Annotated in this window: 23 protein-coding genes and 1 pseudogene; 5 read left to right on the top strand and 19 right to left on the bottom strand. The window is 55.8% G+C overall.

Annotated features, from left to right (window positions below):
• Positions 1-15: 15 nt before the first annotated feature.
• The 7 genes from AB1S56_RS02435 to AB1S56_RS02405 all read right to left on the bottom strand — a co-directional run bounded on the left by AB1S56_RS02435 (position 16) and on the right by AB1S56_RS02405 (position 6,990).
• Positions 16-813, bottom strand: a complete 798-nt coding sequence (locus AB1S56_RS02435; protein ID WP_340870161.1) for an ABC transporter permease — start codon at positions 811-813, stop codon at positions 16-18.
• Positions 810-1,709: an ABC transporter ATP-binding protein gene (locus AB1S56_RS02430; protein ID WP_340870162.1), complete on the bottom strand. Its 900-nt coding sequence runs from the start codon at positions 1,707-1,709 to the stop codon at positions 810-812. Before AB1S56_RS02430 ends, AB1S56_RS02435 begins: the two co-directional genes overlap by 4 nt.
• A 17-nt stretch (positions 1,710-1,726) precedes the next feature.
• The gene (locus AB1S56_RS02425; RefSeq protein WP_340870163.1) at positions 1,727-2,350 is read right to left on the bottom strand and encodes a TetR/AcrR family transcriptional regulator; all 624 of its coding nucleotides are present in this window, start codon (positions 2,348-2,350) and stop codon (positions 1,727-1,729) included.
• A 157-nt stretch (positions 2,351-2,507) separates the two neighbouring features.
• Positions 2,508-3,857, bottom strand: a complete 1,350-nt coding sequence (locus AB1S56_RS02420; RefSeq protein WP_340870165.1) for an FtsX-like permease family protein — start codon at positions 3,855-3,857, stop codon at positions 2,508-2,510.
• Complete coding sequence (locus AB1S56_RS02415; RefSeq protein ID WP_340870263.1) at positions 3,858-4,541, bottom strand: ABC transporter ATP-binding protein; 684 nt, start codon at positions 4,539-4,541, stop codon at positions 3,858-3,860.
• Positions 4,542-4,704: 163 nt separating this feature from the next.
• Positions 4,705-5,775, bottom strand: a complete 1,071-nt coding sequence (rlmN, locus tag AB1S56_RS02410; protein WP_340870167.1) for a 23S rRNA (adenine(2503)-C(2))-methyltransferase RlmN — start codon at positions 5,773-5,775, stop codon at positions 4,705-4,707.
• Positions 5,776-5,883: 108 nt separating this feature from the next.
• Positions 5,884-6,990 carry a TlpA disulfide reductase family protein gene (locus AB1S56_RS02405; RefSeq protein WP_340870168.1) on the bottom strand — a complete coding sequence of 369 codons (1,107 nt, stop codon included), beginning with the start codon at positions 6,988-6,990 and terminating at the stop codon, positions 5,884-5,886.
• A gap of 121 nt (positions 6,991-7,111) precedes the next feature.
• Here AB1S56_RS02405 and AB1S56_RS02400 point away from each other — a divergent pair, with 121 nt between their 5' ends.
• On the top strand, positions 7,112-8,587 hold the full coding sequence (locus tag AB1S56_RS02400) for a methyl-accepting chemotaxis protein (protein ID WP_340870169.1): 1,476 nt from the start codon (positions 7,112-7,114) through the stop codon (positions 8,585-8,587).
• 98 nt (positions 8,588-8,685) lie between these two features.
• On the opposite strand, the gene AB1S56_RS02395 is transcribed toward AB1S56_RS02400, so the two are convergent.
• Positions 8,686-9,429: a Bax inhibitor-1/YccA family protein gene (locus AB1S56_RS02395; RefSeq protein ID WP_340870170.1), complete on the bottom strand. Its 744-nt coding sequence runs from the start codon at positions 9,427-9,429 to the stop codon at positions 8,686-8,688.
• A gap of 249 nt (positions 9,430-9,678) precedes the next feature.
• On the opposite strand from AB1S56_RS02395, the gene AB1S56_RS02390 reads away from it, so the two are divergent.
• Together AB1S56_RS02390 and AB1S56_RS02385 are read left to right on the top strand one after the other, a co-directional pair.
• A complete protein-coding gene (locus tag AB1S56_RS02390) occupies positions 9,679-10,302 on the top strand; it encodes a chromate transporter (protein WP_340870172.1) in 624 nt (207 codons plus the stop codon).
• A gap of 41 nt (positions 10,303-10,343) precedes the next feature.
• Positions 10,344-10,877 carry a chromate transporter gene (locus AB1S56_RS02385; RefSeq protein ID WP_340870174.1) on the top strand — a complete coding sequence of 178 codons (534 nt, stop codon included), beginning with the start codon at positions 10,344-10,346 and terminating at the stop codon, positions 10,875-10,877.
• A gap of 181 nt (positions 10,878-11,058) precedes the next feature.
• Here the strand turns inward: AB1S56_RS02385 and AB1S56_RS02380 are convergent, their stop codons facing one another.
• The 8 genes and pseudogenes from AB1S56_RS02380 to AB1S56_RS02345 all read right to left on the bottom strand — a co-directional run bounded on the left by AB1S56_RS02380 (position 11,059) and on the right by AB1S56_RS02345 (position 20,248).
• Entirely contained in the window at positions 11,059-11,319 is a 261-nt protein-coding gene (locus tag AB1S56_RS02380; protein WP_340870175.1) for an HPr family phosphocarrier protein, read from the bottom strand.
• Between the two features lie 51 nt (positions 11,320-11,370).
• Positions 11,371-13,116 (bottom strand): phosphoenolpyruvate--protein phosphotransferase, encoded by a 1,746-nt coding sequence (ptsP, locus tag AB1S56_RS02375; protein WP_340870177.1) that lies wholly within the window; start codon positions 13,114-13,116, stop codon positions 11,371-11,373.
• A gap of 3 nt (positions 13,117-13,119) precedes the next feature.
• Entirely contained in the window at positions 13,120-14,277 is a 1,158-nt protein-coding gene (locus AB1S56_RS02370) for a mannitol-1-phosphate 5-dehydrogenase (RefSeq protein WP_340870178.1), read from the bottom strand.
• Complete coding sequence (locus tag AB1S56_RS02365; RefSeq protein ID WP_340870264.1) at positions 14,274-14,708, bottom strand: PTS sugar transporter subunit IIA; 435 nt, start codon at positions 14,706-14,708, stop codon at positions 14,274-14,276. The genes AB1S56_RS02370 and AB1S56_RS02365 overlap by 4 nt, the downstream gene beginning before the upstream one ends.
• Positions 14,708-15,709: a BglG family transcription antiterminator gene (locus AB1S56_RS02360; RefSeq protein ID WP_367903418.1), complete on the bottom strand. Its 1,002-nt coding sequence runs from the start codon at positions 15,707-15,709 to the stop codon at positions 14,708-14,710. Before AB1S56_RS02360 ends, AB1S56_RS02365 begins: the two co-directional genes overlap by 1 nt.
• Complete coding sequence (locus tag AB1S56_RS02355) at positions 15,616-16,842, bottom strand: helix-turn-helix domain-containing protein (RefSeq protein WP_340870181.1); 1,227 nt, start codon at positions 16,840-16,842, stop codon at positions 15,616-15,618. The genes AB1S56_RS02360 and AB1S56_RS02355 overlap by 94 nt, the downstream gene beginning before the upstream one ends.
• Before the next feature lie 67 nt (positions 16,843-16,909).
• Positions 16,910-18,363, bottom strand: a pseudogene (locus AB1S56_RS02350) (PTS mannitol transporter subunit IICB).
• 850 nt (positions 18,364-19,213) lie between these two features.
• Positions 19,214-20,248 carry an HNH endonuclease signature motif containing protein gene (locus tag AB1S56_RS02345; protein ID WP_340870182.1) on the bottom strand — a complete coding sequence of 345 codons (1,035 nt, stop codon included), beginning with the start codon at positions 20,246-20,248 and terminating at the stop codon, positions 19,214-19,216.
• 221 nt (positions 20,249-20,469) lie between these two features.
• Here AB1S56_RS02345 and AB1S56_RS02340 point away from each other — a divergent pair, with 221 nt between their 5' ends.
• Positions 20,470-21,348 (top strand): GyrI-like domain-containing protein, encoded by an 879-nt coding sequence (locus AB1S56_RS02340; RefSeq protein WP_340870186.1) that lies wholly within the window; start codon positions 20,470-20,472, stop codon positions 21,346-21,348.
• Here the strand turns inward: AB1S56_RS02340 and AB1S56_RS02335 are convergent.
• The 3 genes from AB1S56_RS02335 to AB1S56_RS02325 form a co-directional block, all read right to left on the bottom strand.
• Positions 21,332-22,468, bottom strand: a complete 1,137-nt coding sequence (locus tag AB1S56_RS02335; protein ID WP_340870187.1) for an acyltransferase — start codon at positions 22,466-22,468, stop codon at positions 21,332-21,334. The two genes, AB1S56_RS02340 and AB1S56_RS02335, sit on opposite strands and share 17 nt — an antisense overlap.
• 108 nt (positions 22,469-22,576) lie before the next feature.
• The gene (gene aguB / locus AB1S56_RS02330; RefSeq protein ID WP_340870189.1) at positions 22,577-23,467 is read right to left on the bottom strand and encodes an N-carbamoylputrescine amidase; all 891 of its coding nucleotides are present in this window, start codon (positions 23,465-23,467) and stop codon (positions 22,577-22,579) included.
• A gap of 18 nt (positions 23,468-23,485) precedes the next feature.
• Positions 23,486-24,520 (bottom strand): agmatine deiminase family protein, encoded by a 1,035-nt coding sequence (locus tag AB1S56_RS02325; RefSeq protein ID WP_340870190.1) that lies wholly within the window; start codon positions 24,518-24,520, stop codon positions 23,486-23,488.
• 258 nt (positions 24,521-24,778) lie between these two features.
• On the opposite strand from AB1S56_RS02325, the gene pepT reads away from it, so the two are divergent.
• Entirely contained in the window at positions 24,779-26,011 is a 1,233-nt protein-coding gene (gene pepT / locus AB1S56_RS02320) for a peptidase T (RefSeq protein WP_340870265.1), read from the top strand.
• Positions 26,012-26,026 lie beyond the last annotated feature (15 nt).

Raw genomic sequence — 26,026 nt, 5'->3', positions numbered from 1 at the left:
AGATGATGCGCCTCCTTAACTGGCATGAACATCGCGCTTCAAGCAGCGCAGGACGCTGAACCATACGCATAACGCGATGACAGCAGCACCTGCGACGAGAAACTCCGGCTCATACCTCTCATGCCACACGATGTGCATCCTGTCGAAATATTGGAACGGCGTCAAATATCTCAGCCCCCCGTCGCCCGATGAAGCCCCGACGGCCGACAGCATAAATAACGAAAACACCACGCCGAGCGACAAGGGCAGCACGGTCTTCAGCCTGGGAAGCAGAAGAGCCGCCGCAAAGCCGAGCGATAGGAACACCAGCTGCGTCAATAGCAGCGAGGCATTAATCAAAGCGAAGGCGGTGTAGCTGAACGCTTCACGCTGGACGAGGAAAGCCAAGGCTGTAGATGCCGCAAAATATACGGCCTGCGTCACACACAGCAGAGTAAGGGCCGCCAACGCTTTGGACCGCAGCACCGCTCCGCGCGTCACCGGCTTGGTCAGCAGAAAATCCGCCGTCTTCGCTCTCGTCTCCGCAGACATCATGGACGCGCCCAGATGGATCGCCTGAATGGCGCCCAATAACGAGATATAGAGGCACACGTAGGAGTAGAAGCCCAGCAGCGAGGTGATGCTGTCAATCTGCAGGCCGAATGCCGCCATCACCTCCTGGGGCATCGACCGGAGCAGCTCCTTGAACGGCTCAGCCTCCGCGGCAAATATAGGATAGAAAGACATGAATACGCCTGCGATACCCACGAGGGCGACCATCCACAGGATGGTGTTGCTCCGATACATCCTCAGCTCATGTCGGTACATGTTCATACGCCCGCACCTTCCCGCGACACGTAGTAATGCATAAATATTTCCTCCAGATCCGGCTCCTCCACCCACAGGTTAACCAGCTCAAGATCGGCAATCCAGCGCAAAATATCGTTAATATCTCCTCGGTACAGGAAGCTGGCTTCGCCATTCGGGGCCGCCTTCCACTCGGTCACCCCTGGAATCGCAGGCGGCACGGGCTCTGCGCCAGGCTTGCTCTGCAGCTTGATCTTCTTGTAGGTGCTGCCCTTCAGCTCGGCGACCCTCTCCAGCGCAATCAGCCGGCCTTCCTTAATGATGGCGACACGATCGCACAGCCGCTGCACCTCGCTCAGAATATGGGAGGAGAACAGAATGGTAACGCCCTTCCTGTTCTCTTCCTCCAACAGATCAAAAAATCGCTGCTGCATCAGCGGGTCCAATCCGCTCGTCGGCTCATCCAGAATAATCAGCTTCGGCTCATGAAGCAGCCCCTGCACGATGCCAACCTTCTTCTTGTTGCCCAGCGACAGGTCGTCGATTTTTTTGCTCAAATCCAGCTCCATCCGTTCCGCCAGCTCCAGCATCCGCTTCCTGCAGTCTTTGCCGTAGAAGCTGGCGGAGTAGCTCAGCAGGTCCTTCACCTTCATATGATCGTAATAGAACACCTCGGAGGGCAGATAGCCTACCTCCTTGCGAATCTCCGGTCCATGCTGCAAGCAGTCCTTGCCGAAGATGCTGGCGCTGCCGCTTGTGGGATAGATCAATCCCAGCATCGTCCTAATCGTGGTGGATTTGCCCGCGCCGTTCGGTCCGATAAAGCCGAATATTTCGCCCTGCCCTACGGTAAAGCTTAGATCGGCAATACCCCTCGCACCGCCGTACGTTTTGGTCAGACCCTTGAGCTCAATCACGTTCATACGTTTCGCCCTCCCGTTCATTCCTTATAGAAACTTCGCTTGAACAGCTCCATATAGCGGTCGAATTCCTCCATCAGCCGGTCAACGTCGAGCTCGGCGCCCATCAGCTTATGCCTCTGCCGCTCCTGCTCCCCCAGCCCCTCCATGGACCACAGCACCACATTCATCGCCCGCTCCGGGTCAACGCCTTCCTTAAACCGGGTTCGGTCGATATTCGCGAACAAGCTGTAATATTCGTTCGCCGCTGTGCTTTTGTTGCGCTCCGCCAGCTCAGCCTTAACGTCGGCCGCCTCCTCGAAGAACGCCATCTTCAGAAACTGAAGCATGTCGGGATGAAGCTTGAATACATGCAGCTTAACGGCCGATACCTGCCGAAGCTTCACGAACAAATCCCGCTCCTCAGGGTCCACCTTGGCGCGAATCTCTTGAGACAGCAGCTTGGCCGCATGATCGTAGAGATACAGACAGAGGTCCTTCTTGCTCACAAAATAATGAAACAGCAAGCCCTTTGAGATTCCCGCCGCCTTGGCGATTGCATTCGTTGACGCAGCTTGGTAGCCCTTCTGCGCAAACTCCTCCAGCGCTGCGTTGATCACACGCTCACGCTTCTCTTCTTCTATACTCAGAAACTTGTCGAACACTTCATACTGCCTCCCATAACAGCGCTCCGCCCCGTGGCCGGCACAGCGGCGGTGAAACGCCGAATAGCATTGACCAATGTGGTCAATGCTATTCTAACACCTGTTGACCACGTTGGTCAATACACGTCAGCACACGTTCATGGAAAGCTGCTTACGCTTACACATCTCTGCGAAGCGCGCTCAACACATCAATGCGGGTCGCGCGCAGCGCCGGACGATAGCCCGACAGCATCGCCACGCCAAGAGAAATGCCGCAGGCAAGCGCAGTCAGATACGGAGGAATAACGGAGAACAGGAAGTCCGAGGGCACCTCCTCCTCCATAAACCTCATTATGATTACCGGAAGCCCCGCGTTAACGGCCATGGAGATGGCATAAGCCACAAGGGTGCCGAACGCTGCTCCCATCAGGCCGATGATGGCGCTCTCCAGCAGGAACAGCTTGCGGATGGCAGATGGATGCGCACCTATCGCTTTCATGATGCCAATATCCTGAGCCCGCTCTGTGACAGCCATCGTCATCGTATTGAAGATGCCGATGGAAGCAATCAGCACCGCAATGGTGCCTACGAAGACAAGACCTATCTTCATAATCGCGAACATCAGGTTCACCTGCTCCAGCTCATCCACAATGGAATGCGTATAGAAGCCTTGGCTCCTCAGCGTCTCCACCAGTCCCTTCACCTTGTCCCCATGGCTGGCGACCACCTGCACCCCCCCATAGCTCCTCCGTTCGCTTGGCTTCGCCATGCTGGCGAGCGCGGCGTCAATCTGCTCAGCCGTTGGGCTTTCCCCTTCAAAATACGGCAAATCCCCGTTGCGAGTGCCCGTTATCCCTTCAATCTTCTCCAGCATACCCGCGCCCAGGTACAAGCTCTTGTCTCGGTCCCACTCCCTGGCCGGCTGCTCCGACACGCCTACAATGACAGCCTCCAACGGCTCTGTCAGCTTCTTGCCGGCCCCGTAATATTCCACCTGGAGCGTCATTGTTTTGTTCAGCCATTCCGACGCGTCCAGATAATCGGGCATTCCGCCTTGCTCATTCATCTGCTCCCGAATATGATAGCCGATAACAATCTCATGCTCCGCCTCCGGCATTCTTCCCGCACTCAGGTCGAAGCCTGCTCGCGCCTCCTCCGCGAAGTCAACCTGGATGGTGCGATCACTCCCCGCCGCTGCACCCTCCACCTGCGGATTCAGCCATTGTCCGATGTAATTGCGATAGGTGACGGCCTTCACGCCAGGAAGCTCCCGGAATGACTTCATATCCTCCTCATAGATATTGGTATCCTCTAATTGCTCCGCATTTTTGCCCGCTATGTCAATGCCCGTGACAAGCCGGTCACCCACGATACTGTCGACGATGCTCTGCTGGAGACCGAAGCCTACAGAGGCCAGTACAATAAGAAACGTACAGCCCATTGCGGTAGCAAGCACCGTCATGAACAGGCGCGTTTTGTTTTTTTTCATATTTTGCCGGACGAACCGGAGCTGATCCCTGAATTTCATCTAGACAAGCCCTCCTATTCTGCCATCCTGCAGCCGAATCGCGCGATGAGCGATGGACGCAACCTGATCGTCGTGCGTGATGATCACGAATGTAATGCCCCGCTCATGGTTCAGCTGGCGAATCATCGTCAGCAGCGTCTTCTCGTTCTCGCTGTCCAGACTGCCTGAAGGCTCGTCCGCAAGCACAATGGGCGGCTCCAGAATCAGCGATCTGGCGACCGATACTCGCTGCTGCTGTCCACCAGAGAGCTCACTGGGATAATGATGGGCGCATTCAGCAATACCAACCTGCTCCAGCAGCCTCATTACCTTCGCACGCCTCTCGCCGCTCCCTGCGCCCTTCAGGACAAGAGGCAGCTCTACATTCTCATAAGCCGTCATGCTGCCGATGAGCTGGAAGCTCTGGAAGATGAAGCCGTAATTCGCCAGCCGGAAATCTGCCCAAGCTCCCTCGTCCAGCCTCGTAACCGCCTGGCCTCTGACCCTTATCTCCCCCGATGACGGACGGATATACCCTGACATGAGATTCAGCAGCGTCGACTTGCCGGAGCCCGACCTGCCTACGATCGCGACAATCTCACCCTGCTCCACCCTCAAGCTGATATCATGCAGAACGGGCACGACCCGCTCCTTCCCGCGCTTGCCTAACCGAAATTGATGACTGACATTCGCCAGCTCGATCATTCTCCCCACACCCTTCTTCTCTCTGCTCTTACTTTCTCCACTATAACTGGAAAATCATAAAAGCGCCTAAAGGGGAGCTAAAGATTTCCTTAAGAAGGGCTGCCCCGCCCGTAAGAAATGAGAAAGCCCGATTCCACCGGAACCGGGCTCCCCACTCATTTCGCTATTCATTCGCCGCGCGCATCTGCTTGCTTCGCAGCTGGCCGCACGCCGCGTCGATGTCGGTGCCGTGCTCCAGCCTAACGCTGACGCTGATGCCCTGCTTCTTGAGCACGTCGTAGAAGGCTCGAATCGCCTCCTGCTCGCTGCGCTTATACTGGCTATGCTCGTCAACAGGGTTGTATGGAATAAGGTTCACGTTGACCAGCTTGCTCCGCGAGCGCATCAGCTCCGCCAGCTCAAGCGCCTGCTCGACGCCGTCATTCACATCCCGCAGCAGGATATATTCCATCGTCATCCGTCTTCTTGTCTTCTGGAGATAATAATCGATGCCGTCCATCAGCTTCTCGATCGGAATGGCTTTGTTAATCTTCATAATGCGTGTGCGCAGCTCATTGTTCGGCGCATGCAGCGAAACGGCGAGATTCACGTTCAGATCGCTGTCCGCAAATTCCTTGATTTTGCCGGCCAGACCGCTAGTGGACACCGTAATATGCCGCGCCCCGATCGCCAGACCCTTATGATCCTTGACCACCCGGATAAAATTGCTCATATGTTCAAAGTTATCGAACGGCTCGCCGATACCCATCACAACGATGTGGCTAACTCTTTCGCTTTCGCCTGCGGCGTCCAGGTGAAGCTGTACCCGCATAATCTGCTCCACGATTTCGCCCGCAGACAGATCGCGGCTCTTCGCGATCAGGCCGCTTGCGCAGAAGCTGCAGCCAATGTTGCAGCCGACCTGGGTCGTCACGCAGACGGACAAGCCGAACTTGTGGCGCATCAGCACCGTTTCGATCAAATTGCCGTCATACAGCTTGAATAGAAACTTGATTGTGCCGTCCTTCGACTCCTGCTTCACATGCTCGGCCATCGTCTGGCATACAAAATGCTCCTCCAGCAGCGCCCTGCACGTCTCATGCACATCCGCCATCTCCGCGAAGGAGACGACACGCTTCCGGTAGAGGTAATCCCAGACCTGCTGAGCACGGCCCTTCCGATGGCCTCTCTCCGCCAGCCATGTCGTTAATTGCTCTAAAGTTAATCCATAAATGGATGCTGTTGTTTGGTTCATGCTTGTGCCTCTTTCTGAACGCCGACCCGCCTCATCCGGCCAGTCAGCAATATGCTTCTTATTGTCCCAAAAATAATGCTTGAATACAAGGGGCGACGCTCTCCGGGTCTACCCTTCCTCCGCCTTCCGAACACGTTCGATGCGGGTCAGCATATCCTCGAAGCTGATCGCGCCGACAAAGCGCTCACGAATGACGCCCTCGCTGTCCAGAATGAAGGTCGAAGGGAATGCGCTCACGCGCAATTGCTCCGTGACGGCACCCTTTGTGTCCAGCAAGAGCGGGAAGGTATAGCCATACTCCTCCATATATCGCCTCACATCCTCCATGCTGCCCTCTTGGCTCGTCACGTTGACGGATAACAGCTCCACCGGCTGTCCTTCATTCTGATAATACTCATACAGCTTCTGAACATGCGGCATCTCCGTCTTGCACACCCTGCACCAGGTGGTCCAGAAATTAAGCAATACGACGCTGCCTTGGACATCCTCCAGCGCAACAAGCTCGCCCCCCAGGCTCTCCAGCTCGAAGCCCGGCGCCCGCTTCCCCGCACTTGCTCCCACGGCTGCGGCGGCTCCCCCATCGCCTTCTGGAGCCTTCGCCCCGAAGCCCGCCCTCGCCTGATCATACAGCACCGCGCTGACGAGTCCGGCCATGAGCACAAGCGTACCCAGTTGAGCAGCTAGACGTCTCTTGCCGGGGGCTCCTGCAGACCCGATCTCCGCCAGCCTCTCCATCCTTCCAGCAGGCCACCACGCTGCGAGGGCGAGAATGGCAAACAAAATTTGTCCGTACGAGAGTGCCTCGGGGGCCAGCAGCAGCACCGCCAAGAGATAGGCAGAGCTCCAGCCGGAAATCAGCAGCACAAGCTGACGAAACGCAAGCACCCTCTTTACGGGAAGTCTCATGAAGCGGAAGCCAGCCCAGCCTGCAGCCCCCAAGGAGGCCAGCCAGAACCCCACCCTGCCTCCATCGAAGTACAGCAGCGACATGGGGTTGGCCAGAACCATCTCCAGGTCGATAAGGAGCAGACTGCCCTTCCATATGGCGAGCCAGAGAAAGCCCGCGCTCCAAGCTATATTTATATCACGCTCCCGTTGCTCCCGCTCCCTTGCTCCGCCCCCGCTCCATACCGCGAGCACGCCAGCCGCACCCGCCAGCAGGCAGACAAGCAGCTTCGTATTCAGCACAAGCGACCCCAGCTCAATATTCGTCATGACGCAGTCCTCCCCATTCGACACAAACTCAAAAAAAATTGTAAACGTTGCCTTTTGCTCTTGGTAATCAAGCCTTGCATGTCGATATAAGTCCTATATATCACGTACAGGAGGATCATCCATGAGCACCCTCAACTCATTCATGCTTCAAGATCTGCACAGGAAAAACGGTCTCGTGTTCAAAGCGATCACCGCTATCGGCCTGCTGGCAGCCATCTCTGTCGTTGGTCTAAGCGCCGGACAAATGGGAACACGAGACTATGTGCTCCTTATTCTATCATTTCTGACCGTCTCCCTGGTTGGATTGATGCATTACCGGCGTATCTGGACTGCGGCCATTCCTTATGTCGCCATCTCGTTAACGTTCGCCTCTACATTTTTTACGATGCTTGCCATGCCGGACTTTACCCATGTTTTCAGTATCTATTATTTGCTCGCCCTGTCGGTTGTCTATATGCGGCTATGGCCATTTGTACTCGGCGTGGCGCTGACCTCATTCAAGATGTACATCCTCCTGTTCGCCCTGAAGGATAAGGTCACGGTGCCTGGGGACAGCTATGAAACAGTCATTATCTACTATCTCATCATTGTCATCATGCTGTTCTTCATGTTGCGCAGCTCGAGCTATCTGTTCAAAGATATCGAGAAAGCCGCCAATGAGTCCGCTTCCGCCAACAGCCAGGTGAAGGAGCAGCAGCAGAAGCTCATGAACGAGGTGACGACAATCTCCGAGCATATGTCGCTGATCAGCAAGGCCGGGGAGGAGAACGGCCATTCGTTCGAGCAGATGAATGTGGCGTTCCGCGAGATCGCCATCGGCGCCGGCGACCAAGTAGATTCCACTACGCAGATTACAGGGGCCGTGCAGGAAACCAACGAGATGATCAGCCGTCTCATGCAATCGCTTGAGACGCTTCTGCAGAATTCCGCAAGCGCCAACGACAACTCGACGCTGGGGAGCGAGAAGGTGAAGCAGCTGTACGAAGCCATCACCTTATTCCAGAGCAATATCGAGACGATGGCCTCCGATATTCGGAAGCTGAACGAGACCATTCATGAAGCGTCGGCATTCACGACATCTATTCAGGAGATCGCGGCGCAGACGAACCTGCTGTCGCTGAACGCCAGTATTGAAGCCGCCAGAGCAGGCGAAAGCGGCCGGGGCTTCGCCGTTGTCGCAGGCGAAATCCGCAAGCTGGCTGAGCTGTCCAGCTCGGCGGCTGAGCAAATCTCGGGCAACCTGTCCGCGATGGAGAAGCAAGCCGGCGCAACCTCCGGTCTGATGGGCGATATTGCCTCCCGCATGCGCGAGAGCACGGAGCTGACACGAGAGACTCGCGATGCGTTCTCCAACATCGGCTCTTCGGTCGAGCAGCTGTCCGGCACCGTATCCAGCATTGACGAGATGATGCAGACGATTCGCAGCTCCTCAAGCGAGATCGAGAAGGAAACACAGAGCTTCGCCGCCGTCAGCGAGCAATCCATGGCGACGCTGGAGGAGCTGTCCGCTACAGTGGAGACTCTCCTCGTGAAGAACGGCGAGATGACCGATCGACTCCGCGCGACGGATCAGGCCGTCAAGCGTCTGCTGGAGTAGGCAGCCTCGGTTATAGAGGGCAACAGAAAGAGCACGGGGCTTAGGCTCCGTGCTCTTGTTCATTTCTTGTTGCTATCTTGTCGTTGCTATCGCTGCTATTAATCGCGGCTCGCCAGCTTGGAGAGCAGGCGGAGCATCTCGATGTACAGCCAGATTAGCGTGACCATCAGGCCGAACGCGCCGTACCATTCCATATACTTCGGAGCACCTTGATCTGCGCCGGATTCGATAAAGTCGAAATCAAGCACCAGGTTCAGCGCCGCAACCACTACGATGACAAGCGAGATGCCGATGCCGATTAAACTGTTGTCGTGCAGGAAAGGAATCGCAATACCGAAGAAGCCCAGCACGAAGCTTGCCAGGTACATCAGCATAATGCCTGCTGTAGCCGCGAACACGCCGAGACGGAAGTTCTTCGTCGCCTGGATGAGGCGGAAGCGGTAAGCGACCAGAAGCGCAACAAACACGCACATGGTCAGAAGCGTCGCTTGCAAGGTAATGCCGTTATACAGCGACTCATATCTCGCCGACAGGGCGCCCAGGAACAGGCCTTCACAAGCCGCATAGATTGGCACGAGGAATGGAGCCGTCGTAGGCTTGAAGCTGATGATCAGAGCCAGGACGAGACCCGCAATGGCGCCGCCGATCATAAAGCCCGTGACGTTCGCGTTGCCATTCATATACATGCCCCACGACACAAACGCGCCGCCAAGCAGAATGGCCAGCATGATAAAGGTTTTGTTCACCGTTCCTTCGATCGTCATTCTCTCTCCGCCGGAGAAATGGCCTGTCCGCTCGAATGTGTTGTCTCTTAAGGTTGGATTACCGCTGCGTCCAAACACGCAAAAATCACCTCTTCTAATAGATTGACATTATCGTATCATATTATCCATGCTTATACATCATGATAATGCAATCCAAGGGAAATTTATGCTAAATAAAACCTCATTATTCACCTCATCCATCTAATTCAACTGGGATAAAAGGGTATAAGCGAATATGATACAAACCATCAAAAACTGTTTCGGACAACGAAATCGCATTGCGATATGATAAAAGCAGAAGACTTACAAGGAAGGAGAATCTAGCTTATGCAAACTTATTCCGCCCCCTCCCTTCTTATGCTGTTCTGGACGTTCCTGAAGCTGTCGCCCATCTCGTTTGGCGGCGGCTACGCAATCTTCCCCGCGCTTGAGCGGGAGATCGTCAATAGAAGACAATGGATGAATGCCGAGACACTGGTCGATACGCTGTCACTGGCTTCCGCTGCGCCGGGAGGCGCAGGCGTGAACGCCGCTATCCTTGTCGGCTACCGGCTGAATAAGTGGTCGGGCGCCCTGGCCGCTTCCGCCGGCTCTATTCTGCCGTCCTTCTTCATCGTTATCGCGTTATTCGCCTGCTATTCACGAATCGCCGATGCGCCGAAGACAGGGGCTGTTCTCGCCGGTATTACGTGGGGAGTCATCACCCTCATCCTGTTCTCCGCACTCCGGATCGGCAAGAAGGCAATCAAGGATAAGACGACACTATCCCTGCTGATTATCGCGCTTATCTGCTTATTCATGGGCATGTCCCCCCTGTTTGATATAGCACTAGGCATTGCCGCAGGCTTGATCTTCACCTTTTTCCAAAAATCGCATCCCGCGGACGAGGTTCCATCAATGCAGCCCAACACAGCTGGACTCGAAGACCCCGCCTATATGTACTTTATATGATTTAAGCCAGGCTTCCCCCGATTATGAAAGGAGGTCACACCATGTGGTCTATGTTTTTATTCTTCCTTAAGTTGGGCTTCCTATCCTTCGGCGGAGGCTATGCACTCATCCCCTTAATCCAAGAGGAGGCCGCACGACGGCAGTGGATGACTCATAGCGCCTTCCTGGACGCCGTCGGCGTCGCTGGTATGTCACCAGGTCCAGTGGCGGTCAACCTCAGCTCGATCATCGGCTATCAAACGTACGGCATCGGCGGCGCGGTCTCCGCGCTTATCGGTCTCGTACTGCCTTCCATGCTCGTCTCGGCCTTGCTGCTGGTGCTTATCTTCCGCCTGCGCAAAAAAACGTTCATAGACCGAATCTTCTATGGCCTGCAGCCCATCGTGACGGCACTCATTCTGTTCGCCGTATACAGGCTTGGACTCGGCTCATTAGAGCATGCACAGGTCCACGGCCAGCTGCTTGTCGGCATTTGCATCGTTGGCGTAGGTTGGATGATGCTCGTTCGCTACCGGATGCACCCGGTGTTCATTTTGCTATTTTCCGCGATATGCGGGGCAGCGTTTCTCGCTTAAACTACTGGCTGAACCAGTCACGACGCTGCCATTCACAACGGTCCCCGCTTAGTCGCGCCAAAGAGCGGTATGCCCAAGATACACCTTGAACTATCTTCTATGACAAAAAACTCGTCAACCAGAGCTCCGGATCATCCGGCGTAAGCGGTTGGCGAGTTTATGCTCCAGCAAGGAAGACAGCCTATTCGTGAATCTGTACAAGCAGCGCGCCCAGCGCTTGCAGCGCTTCCTCTTCACGCTCGCCGTCGGTTTCCAGCGTTACTTCATCGTTCATCTTGATGCCAAGCGTGAGCAGGCTGATCGAGCTTTTGCCATTGGCCTTCTTGCCATTAGCATGCACCGTGATTTTGCAAGGAAACTCATTTGCCGTCTGGACAAGTGTTTTGATAGGCCGAACGTGCAGCCCTGTTGGGTTAATGACTGTATAGGTCTGAGAAATCATAACGTACACCTCCGTTTTATTTTATCGCTTGCGTCCTAATTGCCGCTCTTCCTATCGCTCCCGCCGCTTGCCTTGCTGCTCCTGCACGAACGCCTGCACCTCATGCTGTCCACGCAATGTCATCGCATGCCGTGCATGCTGCTGCCACTCCGCATGGCTGAGGCTGCCAATCAGCTCTCTCGTCTGAAGAATGGAGCCTGCGCTCATACTGAATTCATGCAGACCGAGACCAAGCAGCAGCGGCACTGCCGCCAAGTCGCCCGCCATCTCGCCGCACAGACCTACCCATTTGCCTTCCCGCCGCGCCGCATCGATGACCATCCCAATCAGCCGCAGAATAGAGGGATGGACGGGCTGGTACAGATAGGAGACGGTTTCGTTCATTCGGTCGGCGGCCATCGTATATTGAATCAAGTCATTCGTCCCGATACTGAAGAAATCAACATCCGGCGCCAGAGAGTCCGCCGCAATTGCCGCTGCCGGCACCTCGATCATCATGCCGATCTCAATGGACTCTGCAAGCTCTACTCCCTCCTGCAGCAGCGCCTGACGCTCCTCCTCCAGCATTCGCTTCGCCTCCAGCAGCTCCTCGCGAACCGCAATCATCGGGAACATGATCTTCAAGTTGCCGAAGCGGCTCGCTCTTAGCAGCGCGCGAAGCTGTGTACGGAACAAGCCGTCTCGCTCCAGGCACAGCCGAAGGGCCCGCTGACCCAGGAACGGATTGCTCTCCTTGGGCAGCTCCAGATAAGGCAGCTCCTTGTCTCCGCCAATATCAAGCGTCCGGATGACAACCGGCTTGCCCTCCAGCTTCTCCAGCACATACTTATAGCTCTGGAACTGCTCCTCCTCGGAGGGCAGATGGGTGCGTCCCATATAGAGGAACTCTGTACGGAACAGGCCGATGCCTTCCGCCCCGTTGTCGAGCGCCTTCTGCACATCCTCCAGCTTGCCAATGTTGGCCGCCAGCTCTACGCGGTGCCCATCCTTCGTCAGGGACGGCTCCTTGACCCAGGCAGCAAGCTCAGCCCTGCGCTTGTCATAAGCCGCTTTCTGCTCACGGAATTGCTCCAGCAGCTCCGCGCCAGGATTTACCCATAGCTTGCCTTCCGACGCGTCCATAACCAGCAGATCTCCGGCTGCAATCTCCGACAAGTCTTCGCCAGCCCCAACAATGGCGGGCACGTCCAGAGAGCGGGCCATGATGGCGGAATGCGAGGTGCGGCTGCCGATAACGGTCACAAAGCCTCGTACGAGCTCCAAATTCAGCTGAGCCGTGTCGGATGGCGTCAGGTCATGGGCGATAATAATACATTCCTCTTGAAGCTGCGTCAAATCGTTCCCGGGCACGCCCCGCAACAGATTAAGAATACGGCTCCTTATATCGCGAATATCCGCCGCACGCTCGCGAAGCGTCTCGTCCTCCAGCTCGCTTAGCATATCAATAAAGCTCTGGAACACCTCATAGAGCGCAAATTCGGCATTCACGCTATCTGCTCCGATGGTTTCGTGAACAGCGTCAATTAATTCCGGATCCTCAAGCAGCATGAGATGCCCCTCGAATATTTCCGCCTTCGCTGCGCCAAGCTTCTGCTCGGTCGACATCCGAAGTGTCTCAATCTGATCCCGCGCTTCCTCGACAGCCGCGCGGAATCGCTCCTGCTCCCTCTGCGGCTGGTCCACTGCTACCTTCTCCGGGGTATAGGCATCCGACTCAAGCTTGACGGCGCGGGCAATCGCGATACCAGGCGACGCTGCGATGCCCTCATAGGGCTTTGCAGACATGCTTGCACTCATCCTTTATGCCTCCCTTCCTGAATGAAGCTTCTCATAGGCGGCAACAATGGAAGCATGCAATGGATGCTCCCCCTCAATGCCGGTATACCTGGCAATGACGGCGGATAGACCATGCTGCTTCAGCTCGCCCTGTAGCTCCATCGCTTCCTGATCCTCTGGACTGTCGAAGGACAGCGCCTCTGCGATAGCCCGGATTAATCCTGGCGTCTTGCCCCCCATCTCATGAGCCAACAAAGCTGGACGAACCAGCCTGTCATACCGGGACAGCTTGCGTATCGGAGAACGGCCAACCCTCACGATCTCATCTGTCAGATACGGATTGCGGAACCGGTTCAATATTTTGTCGATATACCGCTCATGCTCTGTTCCATCGAAGCCATGCTGACGTACGAGCACCTCGCCTGTCTCCGCCAGCACGGTGCGGACGTGAGCCACGACAGCTTCATCCTTCATCGCCTCTTGTATCGTCTCATAGCCCTTGAGGTATCCCGCATAGGCCGTTGAAGCATGGCCCGTATTGACCGTGAACAGCTTCCGCTCGATATATGGCTCAAGCTGATCCACATATTGCACACCCAGCAGAGCGGGGAAGTCCGCTGGCAGCGCCATCCGGTCCACAATCCATTCGAAGAATGGCTCAACCGTCACCAGCAGCTGATCCTCGTGCTGCTGAGCGGGCACAATACGATCCACCGCCGCATCCGGGAACAGCGCCGCTTCGGCTGCAGGCTCATGCAGGTCAGGAGACAGCTTCTCCATCACATGTCCCTTGAGGATCGTACTGCCGCCGATCGCATTCTCACAGGCGATAATAGCAAGAGAGGGGGCTCCAGCTGCCAGACGAAGCTTAATGCCCTCTGCGATGCTCTCCGCCAAATAAGGAAGCGCGCTGACTCCTACTGCCGTGGTGACGATGTCCGCTTCCGCTATCGCTTGCGCCACCTGCCCAGCATCCCGTCCATGAATGGCTGACACGCCATGAACAAGGAATGTATCACTTGTATCATTAGCCAGCTGCACCTTGTATTCGCCGCGCTCGTTGATCGCTGCAACCCGCTCCGTATTCACATCAATGAACTTCATGCGATATCCGGACTGCGAGAGCAGCAGACCAATGAAGCCAAGACCAATATTACCTGCTCCGAAGTGTACGGCTATCATAAGTCCATCCCTTCCTCGAAGATCGCGATCAGCTCCTCCTCCGTCTTGGACGCGAGAATTCGCTCCATGTCCTCCTCCTCGGAGACGAGTACAGCGACGCTTGACAGCACCTCCATATGCTCGTCACCCACGGCAGCCAGGCCGATAATCAGCTTGGCGATCTCGCCTCCGAAGTCAACGCCTTCCGGCACGACAAGCACCGACATACCCGTTGTCTGAATAAGCGGCTTGGAATCGTTGGTGCCATGCGGCATAGCAAGACCCGCTCCCAGGTAGGTGGAGGACAGCTGCTCACGCTCCACCATCTTCTCCACATAAGCCTGCGGCACATGTCCCGCCTGTACCAGCAGCTCGCCCGCCATTCGGACGGCTTCGAACTTATCCTTCACGGATACGTTCAGCTTCACTTTGTCTTTCGTCAGAATTGTCATCATATCGATTCTCTCCCTCTCCACTTGGATTGTATAAAAGCTTCCAGCTCCTGTGATAAATAAAGCTTAATCGCTTCGCCATTCCCCTCTGCCAGGAGCTCCACAAACGGCTGCTGCAGCAGCATGGCGCTAATCTCGCTCAATACTTCCAGCATAGGACGGCTTACCTTGTCCGGTGCCAGCATAAGCAGCACCTGTGCCACACTTGCCTCGCCGTCATCGCCAAGACGCAGCGGCTCGCCAAGAAGATACAGCCTTAATAAGGGCTTCTCGACATATTCGCTTCTTGTATGGAATAAAGCCAGATTTGTACCTGCTATGGCTTGGCTGCCCCTCTTCTCTCTCTCAAGCAGCCGCGCTTTGACAGAGCTCTCTATATCGGCTCCCAGACCTAACGTCCTCATGATGGCGTCGATGGTCTGGCTGAGAGCTGCCGCCGCTTCCCCTCCCTCAGCATTTGCGCTTATGCGGTGTACCGCAAATGGTTCAAGCACCTCCACCACAGCTGAGGAATATTCGCTGATGCGCTTCATCCTCTCCCAGCCGCTTGTGTCCTTCAGGCTCGACTCCTGTCCCGATTCAGTCCCAAGCTCATGAGCGGCGGGCAGCCTCTTCAGAAAGCCCTGAAGCTTCTCCGTCTCCTCCAGTGTCAGCAGCGGGCTAATCTTCACGTATCGGTCCCCATCGATCGGCAGGTCTACGGTAGAGATGATAAGATCATATCTGTCCCTCGGCACGCGAGAGGCTTCATACCAGGAATAATGCCCGATGAACTCCACTTGGGGAAATTTCTTCTCAATCCGCACCGACAACAGCTTGGAGGAGCCGATTCCGCTGGTGCACACAATCATCGCCCTCACCGGCCTGGAGATGTTCAGCCGTTCCAGAGAAGCTCCGAAATGGATGGTCAAATAACCAACCTCCTCGTCCGGGATTGACATCCCCGCTTCTCCCATAAGCTCTTGTGAGGCCTGCTGCAGAACGTCGTAAAGCTCGGCCAAATCTCTTCTGATCTGCTGCAACAGCGGATTGCGAATGGTCTCCCCCGCTGCAGTCTCTCCATCGCAGGAGCAAGATGATGAGCCAGATCCTCCAGGAGGGACTGATCCTCTCCGAAGGGTACATGCATGCTTCTGCTAACCGCACGAATGAGCCTCCATGCCAGATCTGCAGCGGCAGCCCCGTGTTGATGAAGCAGCCTCTCCTGCTCCTGCTCTGCTTCCGCGCTGGCACTGTTCAGCAGGCCGATAACCGCTATCCTCTCCAGGGAGTGCCAGTGCCAAGGGAACGCGCTCAGGAACGGAGCTAGATAGGGATGCTGGACCTCATCCTGCTCCTCTGCCTCCAGCTCACCCCCAAGTCTTGCTGTATCCGTCCCTTGCTGGAGGGATAAAGACTCCGGCTTCAGCCCATACCCGCTCTTCATGCGGGCAACAGCGATGGACAGCTTAAGCAGCAGGCGAGTGTAGGCGCTCTCGGACAGGCGGCTTGGCGATTTCTCCTCAAGTCCCCAAACGATACGCTCAATCGTCAAGAAATGCTCTTTGCCAACCATCTGAAGGAGCTTGCGCGTCACGGGCCACATATGCTGGGATTCTGATCCCGTTCCGAATAAGTCCGATTCATCCAGATATTGCTGGGCCAGCCCTTCAATAAGCGCTCGCTTGCCAGCCTCGGAGCCCCCAATCTCCACCCCATAGCCTCTCCGGCGTACAAGCTCCAGCCCATACTTGCCAAGCTGCGGCGCAATCTCGTCAAGATCACGCGTAATCGTGGGAACCGCCGCGTGCAGCTCATAAGCCAGCGCGAACAGCTTGATCGGTTCATTCTCCTCCAGCAGCCGGCATTGAATGAGCGTCTTGCGCTCTTCGGAAGCGTAGGCGACTGTCTCAAAATGGGCGAGCAGCCTCTGGAATTGCCCGGTATTCTCCTCCGAGCCTTCAATAGAAATGCCTTTGCCCGATTTGGTTGTCAAGGCTAGCCCGTAATCCGCCAGCAGAGATTTGATCTCCCGCAGGTCACGATGCACCGATCTTGCGCTAATCTGAACTTCATCTGCAATTTCGCTAGCCGTAGCCTCTCTGCGCTCCAGCAACACTTCCAGAATTTTTCTCTGCCTATTAGAGACAATCAAGCCCGTCTTCCTCCTCTCCGGAAAAATGAAGCAAACGCCGACGGGTTCTCGTCAGCGTCTTCTCTTCTTAAGATTTACCCAATCGCTGTACCAGCAAATCGTATTCCGCGCTTTTCAGAAAATCATCAATGGAAATATGCTCCGACCCAGGCGCTTTTAATTTTGCCCTGTCCGTTAAGGTTTTATGGGTAATGACAATGTCTGCATCACCAGGGATATCGCTGATTGCTGTGTTCGTAACGGTCACATCTACGCCAGCATTCTTCATCTTCTTGCGCAAGATTGACGCACCCATGGCACTGGAGCCCATACCCGCGTCGCAGGAGAACACAATCTTGCGGACATCTTCCGGCGATTTCGTTATACCAGCTGCAGCTGATGCCGGAGCCGCTGCAGCTAGTGCAGCCTCGCCCTTGGCGTCAGCTTTCATCTGCTTCATCTTGGACGTTGCGGCCTCCAAATCCTCCTCAGACACCTGCTTGCCCGATTTCAAGAAGATTGCTGCTACGACAAAGGATACAAGAGCCGCCACCAGCACACCTGCCAGCATAGGGAGATAACCGCCCTTTGGCGTCATCGCGAAGTAAGCGATGATACTGCCCGGAGATGGCGTTGCGACAAGACCAGCGCCCAGAATCGAGAAGGTGAAGGTTCCGGCAATACCGCCCGCTATTACCGCAAGCAGAAGGACGGGGCGCATAAGGATGTACGGGAAGTAGATTTCGTGAATACCGCCCAGGAAATGAATGACGACCGCACCTGGCGCCGATTGCTTGGCCATGCCGCGCCCGAAGAACATATAAGCGAGCAGAATGCCAAGACCAGGTCCCGGGTTCGATTCCAGCATGAAGATAAGCGACTGCCCTGTCTTGACGGCCTGATCCATAGCAATAGGACCCAATACGCCGTGGTTAATGGCGTTATTCAGGAACAACACCTCGCCGGCTCGATCAGAAGGTTCGCAAGCGGGATCAGGTTATGATTAACCAGGAAGTCTACGCCATTCGCCAGCACCTTACTGAACACTTCGATAACCGGCCCGATGCCCCTGTAGGCCAGCAGCGCAAGACCGCCGCCGATAATGCCTGCCGAGAAGTTGTTCACAAGCATCTCGAAGCCAGACTTAATTCGGCCGTCGATCGCTTGATCGAATTTCTTGATCACCCAGGCCGAGAACGGCCCCATCACCATTGCGCCCAGGAACATCGGAATGTCTGAGCCGACAATAACACCCATCGTCGCTACCGCGCCGATGACGCCGCCTCGCGTGCCGTGAATCATCTGTCCTCCCGTAAAGCCGATCAAAAGCGGAAGAAGATACGTAATCATAGGACCTACCAGCGCGGCAAAGCTTTCGTTCGGCCACCAGCCGGTTGGAATAAACAGGGCTGTAATCAGCCCCCATGCGATAAATGCGCCGATATTCGGCATAACCATGCCGCTCAGAAAGCGTCCAAATTTCTGAATGGCCACCTTTGCTCCGCCTTGGGAGTCATTATGCTTATGATTCACTTGACTCATCTTGTGAACCTCCTCTGTTAGTTGCCGGCCTGACTATCTAAGGTGCGAGCTCACGCACTATGACTGCCAAGTCGTTCTTGCTTAATGATAAGTCGGAAGCGCTTACAGTTCAACGGAATGAAAAGCAGGTTTCGTCATCAGCAATGTTGACAGGATGTTTGCAAGGTGTCTGCAGGAGGTCTGAAAGGTGTTTGCAGACAGCCGGTCTGTGGAGGATGTCTGAAAAGTATCTGCAGGCAGGCAGGCTGTCTACTATAAGGTATAACAAACGGCTCGCTTTTAACCTCGCGAATTTATATAAAAAAAAGCCCGGCCCAGGCGATTAGCCTTTGACCGAGCCTTGAACACCCTTCGCAGCTCATTTAGACGTTTCTGGTACGTCTATTTGCTCCAGAACACCCGTCGCAGCTCATTTAGACGTTTCTGGTACGTCTATTTGCTCCAGAACACCCGTCGCAGTACATTTAGACGTTTCTGGCACGTCTATTTGCTCCAGATCACCCGTCCCAGCTCATTTAGACGTTTCTGGCACGTCTATTTGCTCCAGAACACCCGTCCCAGCTCATTTAGACGTTTCTGGCACGTCTATTTGCTCCAGAACACCCGTCCCAGCTCATTTAGACGTTTCTGGCACGTCTATTTGCTCCAAAACACCCGTCGCAGCTCATTTAGACGTTTCTGGCACGTCTATTTGCTCCAAAACACCCGTCGCAGCTCATTTAGACGTTTCTGGCACGTCTATTTGCCCCAGAACAGCCGTCGCAGCTCATTTAGACGTTTCTGGCACGTCTATTTGCTCCAAAACACCCGTCGCAGCTCATTTAGACGTTTCTGGCACTTCTATGGCACATCAAGAGTCATGCTGTTCCAGCTTCTCGCCTTGATCGAGGTCGAGCCCACTCGACTCCTGGTTTGCCCTCGACTGGAGCCCCACCTGGTCATCGTTTGGCTCCGCATGCCCCGGCTCCACGCCCTGGGACTCGCGCTCGGCCTGCAGCGACAGCTCGGCCTGCATAAATTCCTCTACGTCGCGGCTGGCCTTGCGCTGATTGCATTCGTAGCAGGCACAATAGCAATTGACAGGAGTCGTATGGCCGCCCTTGGCGCGGGGGAGCTCATGATCGATAGTATCCCCGTAATTACCGCAGAACCTGCAGGTATAGCTGTCACGCGTCAGAATCATTTGCCTGAACTCTTTGTTGCTGTAAAGACGGCGAATGGTATGACGGTTCACAACAACTGCCGCGCCTTCACGAACCAGAACATAAGCCAGCTCAGGCTCCACCTCCTGGTACCAGCGCCTGCCGTTGTCCGTCTTGCCGCGCATGCGAATAAAGCCCAGACTTGTGGGGCGCAAATACGACACGTCCGGCGGCTGCTGCTTCTCCCGCTTCGGCGCGTGCGCTGCCGGGTGCGGCTCCGCCGGAGCTCCTTGCCGTTTCAGCGCCCCGCCGCTTCTCCTGCGCTTGCGCGGCCGCTTCTTGGCGGGAGGGACCGCCGCCGCCGTGCCAGCTCCAGCCTCCTGCGGCGGCTGCTCCGGCGGCTGGCCGGGGCGATCCCCCGCCTTGAACGCAGCAGCATCGCCTTCATACGCCTCGCCCGGCCGCTGCTGCTCCACAACATCGCGGCCTAGCAGCGCGTCCGCATAGTCCGCCGCCGGCCCGAGCGTACGCGCTCCCGCCGGCTTCGCTTCAGGCGCCGCCCCCTCCATGGGCTGCTGGCCGCTTCTGCTCCGGCAGCTGCGGCAGGTGCCTCGGCGGCCGTGCCTGCCCGAGCGGCGCCCCGTCCGCCGGAGAAACTCGCCAAGCGGCTTCATATCGCCGCATACCGAGCAGCGCTTCTGATTCAGTTGTTCCTCTTGCCATTCGGCATCGTCACGATTCATTGTCATAACTCGAGTATAGCATGCCGGCCAGGCTTCACCAAACGTTTCGGTACGGCTGATCCTGTCATTTCCCCTTCGATTACCACCCCGCTGACAGGAAACTTGCCCTTAAGCATGGAATCCTATGATTAGCGAATCAGCATCTGTCCGCAAAAAGCACGGAATGACAGGAGACCGCTCTCAAGCGGTGTTACGATAGCTACGAAAGGAAGGAATGCGGCATGGAAATGCTCTTGCATTTAAGGAATGCAATCAATCACATGGAGGAACGGATGGAGGGCAGACTGGATATCGAGGAGCTGGCAGGGATCGCGCTGATGTCACCGTTCCACTTCCAGCGCATGTTCCACATGCTGACCGGCATGACAGTCGCGGAGTACGCCCGCAAGCGCAAGCTGACGCTGGCCGCGCAGGAGCTGGCCTCCACCTCCGCGAAGGTCATCGACGTCGCGCTCAAATACGGCTACGACTCGCCAGAATCGTTCGCCAAGGCATTTCGCAGGATTCATGGCATCGCCCCATCCGAAGCAAGAACCATGGGCATTAGCCTGAAGGCGTTCCCCCGCATTTCGTTCCAGCTATCACTGAAGGGAGATAAGGATATGGATTATCGAGTAGAAGAGAAGAGCGCGTTTCACATTGCGGGCGTATGCCTGCGGACAACCTGCGTGGATGGTGAAAACTCCCGTGAAATCCCGAAATTCTGGGGAGAGTGCCATGCCAACGGAACGGTGGAGCGGATCGAAGGCTTGACGGACAAGGACAACAACCCAACGATTCTTGGCGTGTGTCTGGATCAGAACCAGGAGTCCTCCGAGTTCACGTACATGATCGCCTGCATCGTCGATGACGAGACGAAGGCCCTGGCGGAAGGCTTCGAGGTGCGCGAGGTGCCAGCCGCTACATGGGCAATCTTCACGATTGTGGGACCGATGCCTGGTGCCATTCAGGAAGGGTTCAATCGTATTTTCTCCGAATGGTTCCCAGCTACAGGCTACGAGCATGCAGGCGGACCGGAGTTCGAGCTGTACCTGCCGGGCGACCCCTATGGGGATGAATATCGCAGCGAAATTTGGATTCCCATTATTGTCTCTTCTTGATGCCAAACAGGAGTCTTGTGACTGCCAGTTTGCGAAGCACAACCTCGTAGATCGCAACACTCAACACTAGAGAAGAGATAAGAATTAGTGCAAACGAAACATAGAGAGGAAAACCCCACTGCACCGCATAATAGCTGAGCACCACAATGACCGTCTGATGAATAACGTACACAGGGAATGCAGCCTCGTTCATATATGCCAGCAGTTTATTTCTCTTATTCAATCGAGCATGTCCAACCCCAAGCAAGGAAGCCAGTGCGAGCAGCATGGCAGCATTACGGATCATCTCCAATATCGGATGCGGCAGCCATCCGTTAGCAAACGAGGCCGTCCATAAGCCCGATAGAAGGACTGCCAGCAAGCCGTACGGCTTCCTGTAACGAGTAAACATTATTTGGAACCTGGGATGAGACACCGCCAAGAAACCGATCGTGAATATGGCCATGTAATAAAAGGGATTCTGACCCCCAGGTGCAGGCAGCAGCTGCAGGGCCGACAGCGGCAATGCGAGCAGCAGATAGGGCAGAGGGCGGCTCATGATGGCCGATAACTTATCCAGCACGAGCCCCGCCTTATCCGTTCTCCAGCTCTGAAACAGCGGCAGCAGCACTAAAGAAAACACGAAGAGATAGAGCAAAAACCATAAATGTGCCGGTGTGAAGCCTCCCGTATAACCGGATAAGTCGCTAAAATCAGTGAAGAAGGCTCCTAAGTAGGCTATATATGGGCCGGGCGACTCTCCCCTCGTCAGCATGGCATAATAGCCCTGAGGCGGTATAATAAGCAGCAGCCCCGTCAGCAGCGGCACCAGCAGCCTCATCACTCGTTCCTTCATGTAAGATTTGCCTGACCTGCTTCCCAACGCGAACCAACTGGATGACCCCGCCAGCCAAAACAACAGGGGCATAAACCATATAGAAGCGATTGCGATGAAGTAGCTAAGCGTCCAGCTTAGCTCCTCACTTTTTGCATAGAAGGGGTCCCAGTAATCGAACACCCTCGACGTATGATAAGGGAATAATAGCAGAATGGCCCCATTGCGCAGCCAGTCTATATCATAACGCCTTCCCTCAATTCCAGCTTCAAGCCCCTTCTTTCCTGCCGATGAAATGAATGACATTTCGTATGCTCCTCTGCCCTCGTTATGCTTAAGCGCGCGTCAAAGAGGCTGCTGACCATAAGTGTTCGTCAGAACAGCCTCCTAGACACCATATCTCATTTACTTCGTCTACTTTACGCGAAGCTCCCCGTCATACGATGCGATAATGCCGTACAGATCGGGACGGCGGTCGCGGAAGATGCCCCACTCGATGCGCTGCGTCTCCAGCAGATTGAGGTCGAATTCCGCCACAAGGACCGTCTCCTCGTCACGTCCCGCTTCCACAATTTTGTTGCCGGCGTTGCCCGCGATGAAGGAGGAGCCGTAGAACGTAATGCTGGATTCCTCGTCCAGCTCAGCGCCTACGCGATTCGATGCAATAACGGGCACCAGGTTCGCGGCGGCATGGCCCAGCATGCACGTCTGCCAATGATCCTTGGAGTCGATGGAGCCGTCCTGCGGCTCGGAGCCGATCGCGGTCGGGTAGAACAGCAGCTCCGCGCCCATCAGCGCCATGCAGCGGGCAGCCTCCGGATACCATTGATCCCAGCAGACGCCGATGCCAATCTTCGCGTAGCGCGTATTCCAGACCTTGAAGCCCGTGTCGCCAGGGTTAAAATAAAACTTCTCCTCATAGCCGGGACCATCCGGAATATGGCTCTTGCGATACTTGCCAAGCACCTCGCCGTCAGCGTCGATAACTGCAAGCGAGTTGTAGCGCGCATTGTTCTTCTTCTCATAGAAGCTGATGGGAAGCACCACCTGCAGCTCCTTCGCCACCTCGCGGAAGTGGTTGATCGCCGCGTTCTCCTCCAGCTCCGTCGCGTAGACGTAATAGTCGGACTTCTCCTTCTGGCAGAAATACGGCGTCTCGAACAGCTCCTGCAGCAAAATGATCTGCGCCCCCTGCTTCGCCGCTTCGCGCACAAGCTTGTCCGCCTTGCGGATATTATCCTCGCGATCCGTGGAGCAGCTCATCTGGGTAGCCGCAACCTTCACCATTCTTGGTTTGCTTATCATAGGCTCGTAACCTCCTGTCTATCGTATGCCCGCAGGCATCTGCTGTGTTGTGCAATGCACGTTGCCGCCCTCGGCGATAATGCCCATGCCGTTCACCTTGCGGATGCGGCGATCCGGGAATGTCGCCGCCAGGATTTGCTCCGCCTGGCGATCCGTCTCCTCCGCTTCGCCGCCGAACACGGGCAGAATGATGCCGCCGTTGACGAAGTAGAAATTCAGATAGCTCAGCGTCAGGCGGTCGCCCTCGTATTCGCGGTAAGGCGGCTGAGGAATCTCGATAACCTCCAGCTTCCGCCCTCGGGCGTCGACCGCCTCGGCAAGAATGCGGCGGTTCTCCTGCGTAATCTCATAGTTGTCGTCGGATGGATCGTCGCACACCTGCAGAATGACCTTGCCCGGAGCGGCAAAGCATGCGATATTGTCGACATGCCCGTCCGTCTCGTCGCCGCTTAGTCCGCGCTTCAGCCAGATGATGGCATCCACATTCACGAAGCTCCTGACATACTCTTCAATCTGCTCCCGCGACAGCTGCGGGTTGCGGTTCACGTTCAGCAAGCATTCCTCCGTCGTCAGCAGCGTGCCTTCTCCGTCCGCATGAATCGAGCCGCCCTCCATCACAAGCGGAGCGTCGAAGCCACGGACGCCGACATGCTTCAGCACCTGGCCCGCCACCGCGTCGTCAAGATCCCAAGGCGAATACTTGCCTCCCCACGCATTGAAGCCCCAGTTCACGCCTGCCAGCTCGTTCTGCTCGTTCAGCAGGAAGGTTGGACCGTTGTCGCGCAGCCAAGCGTCATTATGCTCAATCGGCAGCAGATCCACATTCTCATAGGCTGCGAAGCGAGCGCCCACAGCGTCCTTGTCCGCCGAGTTGACTACAACCGTCACCGGCTCGAATTCCGCCATAGCCGTGATGATTTCTGCATACGCAGCCGTCACGGCTTCATAATTGTCGGGGTGGACCATCGAGGCCTGCACCGGCCAGGAAATAAAGGTTCTCTCATGCTCCGCCCACTCGGCGGGCATTCTATAGTTCAGATCTCTAGGATTCATCGTATCCTCCATATCGCTGTCCTGTATTTATTTATGGCTTCATGAGCCCAGAATTACCCTAATATCATATACCAAATGATCGGCTGTCACAATGCGGGAAACCGGAATTTCCCCATAAGTTTGACGGAGCGGGAGGTGCAGAATGACGTCGATCGATGCAGGCCTCTGATGCGTGATGCTGTTCATTTCTTTTGACGCGCTATTTATATTATACTTTTTAAGAAGTACACCCCTATAGGAGCTGATCCCGTCATGTCCATGAAAGAAGAGCTGATTAAGCGGTTTTTCACATACGTTAAGGTCGATACCCAATCCGACGAAAATAACCCGAGCTGCCCGTCTACGCCCGGCCAGCTTACGCTCGGCAAATTGCTCGCCGAAGAGCTGAGGGAGATCGGCATGACGGACATTACGATTGACGAGCACGGCTACGTCTTCGCTACGCTGTCGGCTAACACAGACAAGGATGTTCCAACGATCGGCTTCATGGCGCATCTGGACACGGCGACCGACATGACCGGCGCGAACGTCAATCCGCAGGTTGTCGAAAGCTACGATGGCGGAGACATCGTGCTGAACAAGGAGCAGCGTATCGTCCTCTCGCCAGCCGAATTCCCAGAGCTCCAGGGCTACAAAGGCCACACGCTCGTGACCACCGACGGCACGACGCTGCTTGGCGCCGACGATAAGGCCGGCATGACGGAGATCATGACGGCGATGGCTTATCTGATCGCCCATCCGGAGATCAAGCACGGCAAGATTCGTGTCGCCTTCACGCCGGACGAGGAGATCGGGCGCGGCGCGCACAAGTTCAACGTCGAGGCGTTCGGCGCGAAATACGCGTATACGATGGACGGCGGCCCGCTCGGGGAGCTGCAATTCGAGAGCTTCAACGCCGCCGGCGCGCGTATCGCGATTCGCGGCAAAAACGTGCATCCCGGCACCGCCAAAGGCAAGATGATCAATGCGCTGAAGCTCGCGATGGAGCTGAACGGCAAGTTGCCCGCAGGCGAAGCGCCTGAGCTGACGGAGGGCTATGAGGGCTTCTTCCATCTGCAATCGCTGGAAGGCGATGTGGAGGGGGCGGAGCTGCGCTATCTGATCCGCGATCACGACCGCGAGAAATTCGAGGGACGCAAGGAGCTTATGGCTGCCATCGTTCAGAAGCTGCAGGCCAAGTACGGCGCCGAACGCATCCAGCTTGAGATGAAGGATCAATATTACAACATGGGCGAGCGCATCGAACCGGTTAAGGAGGTTGTTGACATCGCTCACGAGGCCATGACGAATCTCGGCATTAAGCCGATCGTGGAGCCGATCCGCGGCGGCACCGACGGCTCCCAGCTGTCGTTCAAGGGACTGCCCACGCCGAACATCTTTACCGGCGGCATGAATTACCATGGGCGCTACGAATACGTATCCGTCGATCATATGGAGCTGGCCGTCAAGACGATCGTGGAGATCGTGCGGCTGTACGAGGCGAAGGCTTAGGCGATCAAGTCAATA

Origin of the sequence: Paenibacillus sp. PL2-23 (assembly GCF_040834005.1) — a bacterium.
In the GTDB taxonomy this organism is placed as follows: Bacteria; Bacillota; Bacilli; order Paenibacillales; family Paenibacillaceae; genus Pristimantibacillus.
The sequence above is the reverse complement of the archived record's forward strand: the minus strand, read 5'-3'. Positions and strand labels throughout refer to the sequence as shown.